At 49.2% G+C, this 12,524-nt stretch carries 13 protein-coding genes and 1 pseudogene; 5 read left to right on the top strand and 9 right to left on the bottom strand.

Annotated features, from left to right (window positions below; genetic code table 11):
* Positions 1-288: pseudogene (locus tag IQ235_RS06525) on the bottom strand (hypothetical protein); the annotation flags it as partial.
* Between the two features lie 608 nt (positions 289-896).
* On the opposite strand from IQ235_RS06525, the gene IQ235_RS06520 reads away from it, so the two are divergent.
* On the top strand, positions 897-2,288 hold the full coding sequence (locus tag IQ235_RS06520) for a methyl-accepting chemotaxis protein (protein WP_264320680.1): 1,392 nt from the start codon (positions 897-899) through the stop codon (positions 2,286-2,288).
* Positions 2,289-2,451: 163 nt separating this feature from the next.
* Here IQ235_RS06520 and IQ235_RS06515 read toward each other — a convergent pair whose 3' ends face one another.
* Entirely contained in the window at positions 2,452-3,483 is a 1,032-nt protein-coding gene (locus tag IQ235_RS06515; RefSeq protein ID WP_264320679.1) for a DUF2325 domain-containing protein, read from the bottom strand.
* Between the two features lie 568 nt (positions 3,484-4,051).
* Between IQ235_RS06515 and IQ235_RS06510 the strand changes: the two genes are divergently transcribed.
* Positions 4,052-4,825 carry a pentapeptide repeat-containing protein gene (locus tag IQ235_RS06510; protein WP_264320678.1) on the top strand — a complete coding sequence of 258 codons (774 nt, stop codon included), beginning with the start codon at positions 4,052-4,054 and terminating at the stop codon, positions 4,823-4,825.
* Here the strand turns inward: IQ235_RS06510 and IQ235_RS06505 are convergent.
* Positions 4,822-5,586, bottom strand: coding sequence for a glycerophosphodiester phosphodiesterase (locus IQ235_RS06505; RefSeq protein ID WP_264320677.1), 765 nt, complete (start codon positions 5,584-5,586; stop codon positions 4,822-4,824). The genes IQ235_RS06510 and IQ235_RS06505 overlap by 4 nt on opposite strands.
* A gap of 214 nt (positions 5,587-5,800) precedes the next feature.
* On the opposite strand from IQ235_RS06505, the gene IQ235_RS06500 reads away from it, so the two are divergent.
* Positions 5,801-6,448, top strand: coding sequence for an SRPBCC family protein (locus IQ235_RS06500; RefSeq protein WP_264320676.1), 648 nt, complete (start codon positions 5,801-5,803; stop codon positions 6,446-6,448).
* 286 nt (positions 6,449-6,734) lie between these two features.
* Here IQ235_RS06500 and IQ235_RS18995 read toward each other — a convergent pair whose 3' ends face one another.
* Together IQ235_RS18995 and psaM are read right to left on the bottom strand one after the other, a co-directional pair.
* On the bottom strand, positions 6,735-7,160 hold the full coding sequence (locus IQ235_RS18995) for a slr1601 family putative cell division protein (RefSeq protein ID WP_502652594.1): 426 nt from the start codon (positions 7,158-7,160) through the stop codon (positions 6,735-6,737).
* Positions 7,161-7,354: 194 nt separating this feature from the next.
* A complete protein-coding gene (psaM, locus tag IQ235_RS06490) occupies positions 7,355-7,450 on the bottom strand; it encodes a photosystem I reaction center subunit XII (RefSeq protein ID WP_264320674.1) in 96 nt (31 codons plus the stop codon).
* Positions 7,451-7,768: 318 nt separating this feature from the next.
* On the opposite strand from psaM, the gene IQ235_RS06485 reads away from it, so the two are divergent.
* The gene (locus IQ235_RS06485) at positions 7,769-8,491 is read left to right on the top strand and encodes a TerC family protein (RefSeq protein ID WP_264320673.1); all 723 of its coding nucleotides are present in this window, start codon (positions 7,769-7,771) and stop codon (positions 8,489-8,491) included.
* 111 nt (positions 8,492-8,602) lie between these two features.
* Here the strand turns inward: IQ235_RS06485 and ndk are convergent, their stop codons facing one another.
* Both ndk and IQ235_RS06475 read right to left on the bottom strand, forming a co-directional pair.
* Positions 8,603-9,052: a nucleoside-diphosphate kinase gene (gene ndk / locus IQ235_RS06480; protein WP_264320672.1), complete on the bottom strand. Its 450-nt coding sequence runs from the start codon at positions 9,050-9,052 to the stop codon at positions 8,603-8,605.
* Positions 9,053-9,445: 393 nt separating this feature from the next.
* On the bottom strand, positions 9,446-10,105 hold the full coding sequence (locus IQ235_RS06475; RefSeq protein ID WP_264320671.1) for an esterase/lipase family protein: 660 nt from the start codon (positions 10,103-10,105) through the stop codon (positions 9,446-9,448).
* Positions 10,106-10,693: 588 nt separating this feature from the next.
* Between IQ235_RS06475 and IQ235_RS06470 the strand changes: the two genes are divergently transcribed.
* A complete protein-coding gene (locus IQ235_RS06470) occupies positions 10,694-11,206 on the top strand; it encodes a hypothetical protein (protein ID WP_264320670.1) in 513 nt (170 codons plus the stop codon).
* A 16-nt stretch (positions 11,207-11,222) separates the two neighbouring features.
* Here the strand turns inward: IQ235_RS06470 and IQ235_RS06465 are convergent, their stop codons facing one another.
* Positions 11,223-12,332 carry a tetratricopeptide repeat protein gene (locus IQ235_RS06465; protein ID WP_264320669.1) on the bottom strand — a complete coding sequence of 370 codons (1,110 nt, stop codon included), beginning with the start codon at positions 12,330-12,332 and terminating at the stop codon, positions 11,223-11,225.
* A gap of 66 nt (positions 12,333-12,398) precedes the next feature.
* Positions 12,399-12,521, bottom strand: coding sequence for a hypothetical protein (locus IQ235_RS06460; protein WP_405196652.1), 123 nt, complete (start codon positions 12,519-12,521; stop codon positions 12,399-12,401).
* Positions 12,522-12,524: the final 3 nt, after the last annotated feature.

Below are 12,524 nucleotides of genomic sequence, written 5' to 3'. Positions count from 1 at the left end.
ACCCAGCCCCGAACAGCCCAGGGTCCAAACTCCCGGTCCAAAATCCGTGTAGGGTAGAACGATGGTCACCCCTTCGGCATCTGTCTGTTTCGATCGTTTTTGCAACCGAGGCGGAGAAGTCTCTCGATCTCTCGATTCGTACGCGATTGCGATTTCGACAGCAGTATTAGCGCGATCGCTGCGGGCGACCACTCGATAGCGACCTTCTAAAATTTCCGTCGTGCGCGATTCGAGAGGCAGCCAAGCCAGATCGCCTTCTTGCTGTATCAGAAATTCCCAGTATCTCATGATGATGTTCGGGTGACTGTGACTACCACGCCCAAATTGACGGGCTACGGAACTCGCCTCGCTCTTGGAACGACAAGCGTCCCTTGACCGGCGAGGTTCCACTACATTTTGCCATCAAGCCGGTATTTTAGATCCCCTTCGATCGGGCGATCGCCCAAATTCAACCCCATTCCCAACTCTTTCGACCTTCACCCAAGGCTAGCCAACAACATTCATTCCCGTGTCTAGCTCAAGGTGCGACGATAACATAGGATTGCTATAGCACTACAAATTTGCGGTGCAGACCAATCGAGAACATCAACGAGTGTCTTTGTCTTTCTCCCCTTGCGCTTGTAGCTTGCCTAAACCCACGTTCTCATGCGTTCTTGTAGTACTATCTCTCGATTTCGCCTTCACTCATCCGATGGAAAAGCGAGACATTCAACCCCACTTGCCCAAATCTTCCCACCGCAACGATTGCAGCGTTGAAACGGGTGGTCGCCATCGCCCAATTGGGACTATCCGAATATTGGGATCGCTCACTCCTCAAGAAAGCCATGCGCTTATTCGCGAAAAAACCTCGAAAGCTCAGATATTCGATTTTGGCTGGCTATTTCGTTCCAATCGGATTGTCACTACTCTCTTCGGGTGTTATTTGGCAAGATGTCAGACAAGTCAAATACATCTCTAATCGTTTGCAAGGAGACGTGATGGTTTTCGAGCAAATTACCCGACTGGCTCTTAATACAGAGGGGCTTGTCAAGGAGACGCAAAACTATTTATTAGAGCAAGATCCTGCAACCATCGACATCTACGAGCTCGAAGTTGAGGAATTTAGAACCAGCGTGCGTCGCCTCGAAGCCACCATCGAAGACGAAACCCTGAAAATCACCTTACGCCAAATCTTTCAACAAGTGATTGCTCTCGATGAGATTGCTCGAGAATTAATCCAACTCGTCGAGCAAAACCAAATTTCAGAAGCCATTGCAGGATGGAACGAGCAAGACACTCAAATTCGATCGCAACAGATCGAATCCCTACTCAATGCCTTTGTCGAACGCTCTAAAGGTCTGGTCGAAAAGCGCGAAGAGCGGCAGCAAGACGCTCTCAGGCAGCTTGTCTTCGTTGCCGTCGGGGCGACCGGGCTATCGGTACTCGCCGGCATTGGGGTGGGGACTCGGATCGCCAATGGCATCGCTAAAAAAATGAAGAAGTCTGCCGGTATTGTGGGGCGTTCGGCTGCCAACATTGCGACCGCGGTAGAACAGCAAGAACGAGCAGCCACCCAACAAGCCGTCTCCGTCCATCAAACCACCACGACGATGGATGAGTTGGAATCTTCGGCGCGCAAGGTCATGGAGCAAATTGAAGCTGCTGCCATTCGAGCCAGGGAAGTTCTGAATCGAACCGAAATCGGGACTCAAACCGTGACTCGCATCCTCGACGAAATGACGGTTCTCAAAGATAAATCCGGGGCAATTTCCCACCAAATTCTTCATTTGAGCGATCGCACTTCTCAAATTGGTAATATCTCCACCCTGGTCAGCGATTTAAGCGATCGCACTCATATGCTTGCCCTCAATGCAGCAGTCGAAGCGGTGCGCGCTGGGGAACACGGGAAGGGATTTTCGATCGTTGCTAGCGAAATTCGCCAACTGGCCGATGAGAGCAAAAAATCCACGGAAAAAATTCATCTGCTGATTGCAGATATCCAAAAAGCGATCGATTCAACGGTGCGGGCTACCGACGAAGGAACCCAGAGTGTTGAGGTTGGCGTGCAAATTTCTCGCGAGACATCTGAGGTTTTCCTCGATATCCAACAAGCCATCGGTGATGTCGTTCTCAACAACCAACAAATTTCTCTCAATATCAAACAGCAAGTCAGTGCCGTGGGGCAGGTCGTCGACGCTATGAACGCCCTCAACACCGCTGCCCGAGAAACCGCTGGCGGCATCACCCAAGTCAAACTCGGCACTCAAAAGCTTAACGAAGCCGCGTTAGAACTTGAAGAAATGGTTTGAGTGCCGGGTTTTCGGTCAATTATTGGGCTGTTGATAAAGCGAATACAACCTTAACTTGTCACCAGTGAAGTGCCATGGGCAAAAAAAAGGAAGCTCGATCGCCAATTGCGAAGACCTTCCGAGTTCTTTAGGATAAAAACCTATGAAACCTATGAAATTTTAGTTATGCCGATCTGGAATATTGACTAGCCAGAAGCTTTGTTTTTAATCCGAACTCGATGGCTTCGAGAACTCTAGTCATTCCGGTCGTGTTTATCATTTCAGGTGTCTTATTGGCTTTGTGAGCGACTTGCATGGCTTTTTCCGTCAACGAGTGACTGGCGTAGCCGGTAACAATTAGCAATAGATCGGCGGTGTAAATATGATTTTCCACTTGTTGGGCTAGTTGCAAACCGTCTTGAGCCGTACACCACACCAGATCTACCCCCGAATCCCGCAGGCGATTTCTGACAGAACTGGCGAGGCGATCGTGTCCGCCGAACACTACCACTTTTCCCGATAGACCCACATAAGGATTGGGGCGCTTTTCCGAGGTTCGATGGCGCGTGCGAGGCTGCACTTCGGCGGCCCGTTCGACGCGGGCGCGATTTTCGAGTGCCTTATTGTAAATAAAAGTCAGGGTTTGCTCGTGAGTGCCCCGCAACCGAGCTACGGGACCTTCTTCGCTGAGGGCATTAATTTGGTTAATTAACGCTTCGACCAGTTCTTCTAGGGCGTTAATCGCCTTAAGATCGTGAATGTAGCCGCGAATGGCGATCGCCGCATCAGTGGCACTGAAAAAATCTTGCTGTTCGGTAATCATTTCGAGCAAGTCCGTTTTAAGTGCCGCTCGCCAGTGGTTGGTTTGTTCTAAAAGTTGCTCGTCGAGTAAGCGCTCTTCGTGGGCGATCGTTTGCCGATCGACCGTTTGAGCGGCCAAGAAGGGAGCTTCCTCAAGTTGTCGGCGAATATCTGCTGCCTTTTCTTCTAATTTCTGACGAGCCGAACTATCAGAAATATCCCGTTCGTCGAACTGCTTTATCATTGCCTCGACTTGCTCTAGCAAAGGTTCTAGGCGTTGGTTAATTTCGTTAAGTGCGGCTTGAACTTGTTCTTCTCGTCGCTGTTGTAGGCGTTGTTCTTCTAATTCGACTTTCGCCAACCCTAGCAAACTTCGAACGGAACTTTCTAGCTCGCTCAGTTCTGATATTTCCATATGAATTCCATTTTCGATTGTAGACTTTAGAGATTCGTTCTACTCACAATAGAGATAATGGCTGGTGCACCGAACGGGCATCAGTTGCAATATCGCAATGTGGAATAAACGTCGATGGTATATATATATATAATACGCCCGGAACCTACCGGAACGAACAAGCCCGATCTCGATGCTTCCTAGGGATGCGATCGACTCTCGTTTTGTCTCGATCGCAGTCCGAATCCCCTCTCCTTCGATCGTTTTTCGGAAGTACGTTCTCGATAACAATCGAGAGAAGGTCGGATCTGCGCTCTGTACCCGTGCCGATGGACGAATTGACAGAAGTCGCCGAATCGGTGGTTAATTTCGCCCTGAGTTACTAATGTCTTCAGCTCGATCGAGATCTCCACAGATAATATCAAAGCATCAAGATTTGTAAAAATAAAACGTTTTGAAGTTTGACCGACAATCGATCGTTCTCCCTCCTGGCTTGAGATTATCTGTCTGGCGCGATCGTAATTGAATAAAACTGAGATAAACTGCGATCGATACGCCGATCCAGATCTCCATTTCCACGACAAAAATAATGAAACTTGCCACTTTAGCTACGACGATCCTGCTGAGTGCAACCTTCCCAAGTATTGGGGTTCTCGCTGAAAATGTAGAACACACTCAACAGCTTTTATCCACCAAAAGCTGTCCCGGATGTGACTTGAGCGGGGCAGGATTGGTTTTTGCCCAGCTAGCGGGCGCAAACCTGGCCCGGAGCAATCTCGTACGCGCTAATTTGTCCCAAGCAGACTTGACGGGAGCCGATCTGAGCCAGGCTAATTTGGTGGGAGCGTCTTTATCCAATGCCAATTTGGGGGGGGCCAACTTAATGGGAGCCAGTTTGGTAGGAGCGGATTTGCGAGGGGCGTACTTGATGAATGTCAATCTCGAAGGTGCCGATTTAACAGATGCCAACTTGATGGGAGCGACGGGTATTCCCGTCTATGCGGTGGAAGCTGAGGATTTGCTATTGTGGGCCAATCAAGAAGCCGGACGCGGGAACTTTCAGGGGGCAATTTCTTATTACGATGAAGCCTTGACGCTCGATCCGGACTTTGCCCAGGCCTATTTGTCTCGGAGTGCAGCTCGCAATCGACTCGGCGATCGCGATGGAGCGCTCAGTGACGCTCAACGAGCATCGGAAATCTTTTTTATTGAAGGAGATCGTCAGGGGTACGATGCGGCGAAGCTGTTCGCGAGCGCGATCGAGCTAGAAATTCAGGTAGCAGAGGAAGGAGCCAGAGGACCGGGATTCTTGGATACGTTGGGCAATATCGGTATCACGCTATTACAGTTCGGTTTGTTCTAGTGGATGGATTTTCGATCGAGCGCCGTTGGCAGAAGAGCGTTGGTGATGATGCGTCGGAAGCCGATGTCAATGAGCTGATGCCAATCTCGGAGATCGTCAACAGTCCAAACGACCGGTTCTACGCCGCGATCGCGACTGGCGGCAACCAGAGCCGGATTCTCTAGGAACACCCGGTACTCGCAAATCGTGACGGAATTCCCATCTGCCACCGCTCGAGCGAATTGAGGTGGGTAGGTCTGGTTATTTTTGATACTGTAGCCGAGTTTGACTGCCTCACTCACGAAGCGCGTGCGATCGAGAAAGGCGCTGCTAAAGGAGCAAATGACGTATCGCGCCAACCCGCCTCGATCGTCTAGGAGTTCGAGCAGTCGATCGATATCTTCGTTCGACCAAGTACAGTGAGGCTTGACATCGAGATAAATCGACTTTTTTAGGCTTTGCAGAATATCTAAGACTTCTGCCAGGGTGGGGATTCGCGCGTCGGAAAATTGGGGGTCGAACCAAGTTCCGACATCAAATCGAGCTAGCTGCTCTCGAGTGAGATCGTCAAGGCGATCGGGAATTCCGGCGATGCGTTCTAGAGTGATATCGTGAAAAACCATTGGGATTCCATCGGCGCTGAGTTGCACGTCAAGTTCGATCGAATCCGCTCCGGCAACGATTGCTCGGGCAAATGCGGGGAGGGTATTTTCAGGGGCAATGGCGCTATATCCCCGATGGGCGATAATTTCTAGCTCCGAAGTCTGATTTCGATCGCTCATAAGTCCTGACGTATTTCTAGAGATAACGTATTGAATTAATTGCCGATTTTATCGTAGTTTTCGATCGAAAATAAACATTAAGTTTTTGGGTTTAAATAAAAGTCAATTGTCGATAGTTTCTAATTTACGAATAATTAGTTTCATGTTATCTTGACAGTGAAATATAGCAACTAGCATCTTGACTTAAATTGGCAACTTTCGATCGAATATCCTTATGAAAAAAAACTGGATCTCGTCTTTCTTTTCAATTACTTTGTGCGCGATCGGTTGTTGGAGTTTTTCTCACGGGCCTTTAGCTGCCGAGCCGATCGAAAATACTCTCGAACCTCTGACTCCCGCCCAAACAACCGCCCTGAATGAAGGAGAAATTTTAGTCAATGGTGAAAATGGAAGCTATACCGCTCGAGTTGTCGTTCCGGCTTCGATCGATGAAGCTTGGGAGGTTTTGACCGATTACGGAAATTTTACAACCTTTTTGCCCAACACGCTTTCTTCTGAAATTCTTGAGGTGGAAGGCGATCGTTATGTTGTCGAACAGGTAAGCCAACAACAAATTCTGTTCCTCGAGATTCAATCGCGCATCCGGACAGAAAACCTTCATACCCAAAAAGAACGGATCGACTTTAATTACATCGAAGGAGATTTGGAACAATTACAAGGGTACTGGACGATCGAACAAATTCCGGGTGTCGGAGCACTCGAATCCACGGATTTACTGATTACTCAAGTCATCGAAGTACAACCCTCTCGCGGAACTCCCGAAGAACTATTTAACGATATTTTTCAAGATGCCCTTGAAAATAACTTAGAAGCCATTCGCGAAGAAGTGATTCGGCGACAAAGTGAAGCCTTGCCGCTCTAAAATAGCAAATAGCATCAAGAACAAGAGTGGTATCGCCCTTCGAGAGCTTTAACCTTCTTTCCTTGCTAGCTAAATAAAAGGATAAAATATTTTATCGGGTTGAGGCTGCACGATCTGTATCGCCGCCTCGATCTTCATGGGTTCCGAAGCCGATTTAGATCGATCGTTAGATCGTTCGCCTCGATCTTTGAAACATTTAGCGGTTTAATTTCAAGGCGTTTTGAATGGAACGCTTTCTTGAATTTTCGCTCCCAACCCAACCTTTGGAGATCTGGGTTTCCAAGGCTCAATCGGTCGATGTTCGCTCTTGTGTCGGGGTTTCAACCCAAATAATTCGTAACTGAGCCGGATCGGTTAGGTTGCTTTCCTCTTGCATGATCGTTTTCGTCTGTTGCGGATCGAAATAGACACCAAATCGATCTCGCAACCGTTCGACTCGGGTTTCGGTGCGTGCGAGTTCGGTTTCGAGTACTTGTAAGCGCTCTCTTCCTGAAAAGAGATAGGGAAGTAGTTGTATCAATGCCGACACGGCAATGCCGCACATGAGTACATTTACAACCAACTTGACGGATGTTTCGACAGCGATCTCAACGGGGGGGTTGTTAACATTCGTACGAGGAGATTTTTTAGGTGATTTTCCAGTGGAGCGTTGGCTTCGGGACGAATGCTGTGGGGGTCTTACGGGAAATCTTGAAGATTGGCTCGCGTTCATGAGGAGAAATGTGAAGATGACGACAAGATCGAAGACCTGTTCGCGATCGTGGAGATCGCTTTAGGTCGCACCTTTTCAGTCAATCTTTTGGATCGAACAATGTCAAGAGATCGAAGCGAAAAATATGGGGATATCTCACTTGGGAGCTTCGAGCGAGTGACCCGAAGCTCCCAACGCCTTGGAGTTATGGGTGATTACTTGTACAGTTCGGTAGACAAACGGAACGCAAGAATTCCCGGAATAAGGGCGATAATCAGAGCGGCAAAAACCTGAGTATCTGATAAAGACATAGCTGGAAAACTCCTGATAGAGTGAAAATTAATTATCCATACAATCCCCGCAAAATTACTACTTTTTGGGTCGCACTTCAATAGAAGACAATAAAATGCAACAAAATATGAGAGTATTCAGGTCTCAATAAGCTACCCATTTTGCCAAAACGAGGATACCGATCGAACTGTAGGCGGTTTTCCCCCTTTCCCTTCAAGAGCCTGTAAGCGTTATGGTTGTATAAGGCTTGCAATCTCGTGCCGACGATCGGGTCAGTTCCCATCGGCGCGTAGTTTGGCTTTCGCCCACCCGACGAACGACCAGACCTATTTTCGTTAATGTTCGAGAGATTCATCGATCTTTCCCCCAACTGGGGGATGGAAACCGTTTTCATTTTGCTGATTTTAGTCGCTCTAGAAGCCGTTTTATCGGCTGATAACGCGATCGCCCTAGCATCGATTGCGAAAGGACTTTCTTCCCCCAAACTCCAGCGTCAGGCACTCAACTTCGGATTGGCGATCGCCTACGCGCTCAGAATCAGCTTAATTCTCGTCGCGACTTGGGCGGTGCAATACTGGCAGCTCGAATTAGCGGGGGCGCTGTATTTGCTCTGGCTGGTGTTTCAATACTTCACGTCCGATCTGGATGTAGACCACCATCATGGTTCGAGATTTTCATCTCTGTGGCAGGCGATTCCGCTGATTGCATTTACCGACTTAGCATTTTCTTTAGATAGCGTCACCACCGCTGTTGCCGTCTCCGATCGCATTGCACTGGTTATAGCCGGGGGAACTATCGGTGTGATTGCCCTTCGATTCCTTTCGGGTTTGTTCGTGCGTTGGATCGAAGAATTCGTTCACCTCGAAGATGCCGGTTACATCACCGTAGGGTTTGTGGGGGTGAGACTGTTGCTGCGATCGCTTCACTCCCCTTTCGTTCCCCCCCAATGGATGCTCGTGGGGGCGATCGTCCTTTTATTTGCCTGGGGTTTTTCCGAACGCCGCGGGCCTTCGGAGCCGACAGAGGATACTCAACTCAAGCAGCATCAAGAGATTCACTGACTTTAGAAACTCTCATCTCGATCTCGAAAAGCGTCATCGTGCGGTGGGCAAGTTCTGGGCGAAGGTTCGAGGGAACGAACGAGATCGAACCTTCACCGTTAACGATGGAATCTATTCTTTAATCCAAGACATCAGGCTTGGAGTCCAGCTTGTCAGCTCTTCCTCTTTGAACCAGAGACTAATCTCTCGGGTTGCTGTTTCCACGGCATCAGAACCGTGAATCAGGTTCCGACCCACATCCATGCCAAAATCTCCCCGAATCGTACCGGGAGCAGCAGTGAGGGGATTTGTGGCGCCAATGAGAGTTCTGGCTCCGGCAACCACACCTTCACCTTCCCAAACCATCGCCACAACGGGGCTAGAAACGATAAATTCGACTAATCCTTTGAAAAAGGGTTTGTCTTTATGCACGTCGTAATGCCCCTCGGCGAGTTCGCGCGAGACGGCCATGAGCTTCATACCAACGAGAGTAAAGCCTTTGGTTTCAAAACGACGAACGATCTCGCCCACGAGTCCCCGCTGTACGCCATCGGGCTTGATCATGAGGAATGTTCTTTCCAAACCGATCTCCTAGAACAATATTGAGTTATCAAGTTATCAGATTAGCCTCTGGAGGGAGTGACAAGCAACTTGACTCTCCATCCCCCCGTCTCCCCGTCCTGACAGGTGTAGATTTTTAACTCCATTATTTTGTGGGTGATGAGTTTGCTTCCCTCAAACCTAAAACGCATCGCCCTGGCTTTGGACGCGACGAGTATCGGTCAAAAATTCACCGTACTCTCAATGAATGTGTTGTTAGCCGGATGTGGCATCCCTGTAGCCTGGTCTATTGTTCGTGCTTAACCATCTCCCCATCCGACTTTCTCCTTGGCGGCACTTTCCTCATACTCCCAATACTCCCATGAATACCTTTTTTGGTCACAACTCCTCCTAATTGTTAAAAACCTACACCTATCAGCTCCCCCCATCTAAGCATTCTCGCTTCTTTCCAGTCCCACGGCGTAAAGGAGCGGCGAGGGTGTCGGCTACGACTTGCAAACTTTTGAGATCGGTCACCATCCAAGCGTGAAGGGCAACGGACAATTTAATTTCTTCCCCAACGTTCATTTGAGAGCTATTTGCGGGTACGATCATCAAATCGTAAGGCGTCCAGATGGAAGTAAAGTCAATTTTGTCTAACATAGCCGGGGCATCTCGGTTCAAATCTTGTAAAAATGGACTGTTGGGGCGCATTTGCAAACAACCCGGTCGCCCCAAAGCGTAAGCCGTCCAGGTGCCGTGGTGGGGAGAGGAGATGGAAATAAACCGCCCGACTCGATCGATTCCTCCAAGTCGCTGAAGGTAGTAGCGGCTGACAATGCCTCCCATGCTGAATCCGACTAAATCGAAGGGTTGGGAACCAAACGTTTGTGCTGTGTAGGTGGCAACCTGTTGGGCCAAACGCTCTAAACCGAGGGTGCCGTTGTTTGGGGTTAGATTGAAGCTGAAAACCGACCATCCCAAGTTTTGCAAGTATGCCGACATCGTTTTGAAGAGGGTGGTGGTATCACCGAAACCATGAACGAGCAGGACGGGATGGCGCGGGCTATCGGGAAGGAGATTCAAGGTATTCATCTTGGGGTTGACGGTTCGAGTTCGATTTGAGCTTGTCGAATTTCGCTCTCTATTTTCCCCAACCTCTATCGGTAGGGTCTTCGTTCGTGCGATCGGAATTCAGTTCGATTCTGAATGGTATGTAAATCAGTGTAAAAAGTTTGGGCTTTGAGTCTTCTCCATATGAGAAATCGAACTCCGATCGTTACAAATTTTGCGATATTCTCGGCAAAAATATTAAGAATAGTTAATAGTAATTGCAATTTTAGTTACCATAAATTCATAATTTGGCTTAATAGAACTTTAGAATATCAGTTCAGCTCGCACGAACCTCGATCGAGTCTTCAGCCTCGGTTTCACGTAAGTTCGAGCCGAGCTAGACCGTAAAATCTTTAGGCTCCAACAGATAACACAGGATTTCGAGTTGGCAGATGTTTGTCCCGATGCTTCTAGATTGGTTTGCGCGGGTCCGGTCATCGTCCTTATCGATCGAGGGTTGAAGAGCATTTGAGTACAACGCGCGATCGACCCCACATCCGTTCGGGTTTCGAGATCGAGTTCGCGAGTGCGGTCTAACTCCACGTCCACCCATCATAGGTAACAATCTTCATGTTAAATAAGATATTTGGCTCCAAATCCAAAGAAAAAGAAAAAGAAGGCTTTTTTCTAGAATTTGACGATGCGAGCGGAACTCAATCGACAAAAACCGAGCAGCCACCTGCCCCAGCAGCCCAAAAAAAACCTGCCGAAGCCAAGAAAGACAGTAAAGCTGAGACCTCCGGACCGATTACACCAGAAGCCATTCAAGCTGTAGAAGAAACCGTCCAACCCAAACAACCCGAAGCAATCGTTCTCGACGAACCGGCTACACCTTCGAAAGAGTCGGCAAAACCGGCAAAAAAGAAAAAGGCGAAGAAAACTAAAGCCAAAAAAGAGGAGCAGCCTACCCCCGTATCCACCGCTCCCGTTGCTCCCGCGAAACCGCTAGCGAAAAAGGAATCCGAGCCGGTGGTATTATTTGCCCCGAACTATTTGATGCCGACCCCAACGAACTCTCGTCGTACCCCAAGCGCGAACATGAAGGAGTTTTTGGAGATGGCACGGGACATGAAGCGTCGTTAGAGCGCCGTTATGCCTTCTATAGCTGGCGATGTTTGAGGAACACCAGCCCGCTGTAGAGGGCAAATGCCGGGTCCCAGTTGGACGGTTTTTGGCGACCGAGTTCGATGTAATGGGATAAGCGGGCGAGCATAAATGAATATTCCACCACGGTTTCGCCAAAAGGGGTGAACTCCGAGCGCACTGGGGCATGACTCAAATGCCGCTCTAAGTTTTCGAGCAAGCCGTTCCACTTGAGACGGTTGGTGGTCTGGGACATTCCCACTTCAACGGTTTGGGGTTCCCCAGAATGGGATGCGTCTTTTTGAAACTCGTAAGAGCGATCGCACAGCCGCAGGATACAGTTTCGATCGCTCAGGTGCAAATCGCAGACTCGCGCGTAGTCTCGGGTTTCAAGTTTGCGCTTCACCTGCTCCGATTTTTTGCGGCTGATGTCGTAGTGAACGGCATCGACAAAGATGGGCAAGCCTCCTTCCACGCGCTGGGTCACTTCTTGCCAGTCAAATGCGATCGCCCCGAGTCGATTGTCTCGATTTTGACAAACGACGGTGGGTTGACCTGAGAAAGATTGAAAATAGCGCACGCGAAAGATTTTTATTTGGGCAATGTTGTCTAAGGATGCCCAAAAAACCGGGATACCGGCTTGTTGCAGTTCTTCGCCATACACGCGCAACTCCCCAATTGGACCCGTGCGGTACAGTCGCCAACCATAGCTTTGCAAGCGCATTTTTGCCGTGTAGGGATCGATTTGCAAAATCCGGGCGAGTTGTTGGGCTGTTTCTTTGCGTTTTTCCGGCGGCGTGGCTTCGAGAATTAAGACCCCCGGTTCCTGACTTTGAGGATTGGATGCGGCTTGTGAGAGGGCAAGATTTCGCGAAGCGCGTTCCTGCGCTTCCAAACGCTGCAATCCCAGACGTGCTTGGGTGAGAATTTTGGGAAAACTGGCAGTACGAAGCAGTTGCCGGTAAGCTTTCTCGGCGGCTTCAATTTTATGAGTTTCTTCGTAGAGACGACCGATATAAAGCTGTACCTGGGGATCTTGCGGCGATTGTTTGTATAGTTGTTTGAGCAGCTGGGAAGCTTGTCGGTAGTCTTGATTCTCAAAAGCAGCAGTGACGCGATCGAGCATTTTTTCTCTCCAGACATCGGGCGCATTCGTCGCAGCAGTCGGTTGGCGACAATTTCTCTATCTGCTCTATTTTGCACTTTCGAGGGTGGCGGCGACCAGGGAGAGAGCCACAATCGGTGCGGTACCCGCTCGCAAACCCCGGCATCCGAGGGATGCAGGCTTAAAACCAGCATCGATCGCCTCCGTGATTTC

The sequence above is a fragment of the Zarconia navalis LEGE 11467 genome, from assembly GCF_015207075.1.
Lineage (GTDB): Bacteria > Cyanobacteriota > Cyanobacteriia > Cyanobacteriales > Geitlerinemataceae > Zarconia > Zarconia navalis.
Note: the sequence above shows the minus strand (reverse complement) of the source record. Positions and strands in the feature narration are given on the sequence as shown.

Coding starts and splice junctions, on each gene's coding strand:
- IQ235_RS06485 (WP_264320673.1), top strand. CDS start 7,769: ATGTTCGAGAGATTCATCGATCTTTCCCCCAACTGGGGGATGGAAACC.
- IQ235_RS06500 (WP_264320676.1), top strand. CDS start 5,801: ATGAAAAAAAACTGGATCTCGTCTTTCTTTTCAATTACTTTGTGCGCG.
- IQ235_RS06505 (WP_264320677.1), bottom strand. CDS start 5,586: ATGAGCGATCGAAATCAGACTTCGGAGCTAGAAATTATCGCCCATCGG.
- IQ235_RS06515 (WP_264320679.1), bottom strand. CDS start 3,483: ATGGAAATATCAGAACTGAGCGAGCTAGAAAGTTCCGTTCGAAGTTTG.
- IQ235_RS06475 (WP_264320671.1), bottom strand. CDS start 10,105: ATGAATACCTTGAATCTCCTTCCCGATAGCCCGCGCCATCCCGTCCTG.
- psaM (WP_264320674.1), bottom strand. CDS start 7,450: ATGTCTTTATCAGATACTCAGGTTTTTGCCGCTCTGATTATCGCCCTT.
- IQ235_RS06510 (WP_264320678.1), top strand. CDS start 4,052: ATGAAACTTGCCACTTTAGCTACGACGATCCTGCTGAGTGCAACCTTC.
- IQ235_RS18995 (WP_502652594.1), bottom strand. CDS start 7,160: ATGAACGCGAGCCAATCTTCAAGATTTCCCGTAAGACCCCCACAGCAT.
- IQ235_RS06470 (WP_264320670.1), top strand. CDS start 10,694: ATGTTAAATAAGATATTTGGCTCCAAATCCAAAGAAAAAGAAAAAGAA.
- IQ235_RS06465 (WP_264320669.1), bottom strand. CDS start 12,332: ATGCTCGATCGCGTCACTGCTGCTTTTGAGAATCAAGACTACCGACAA.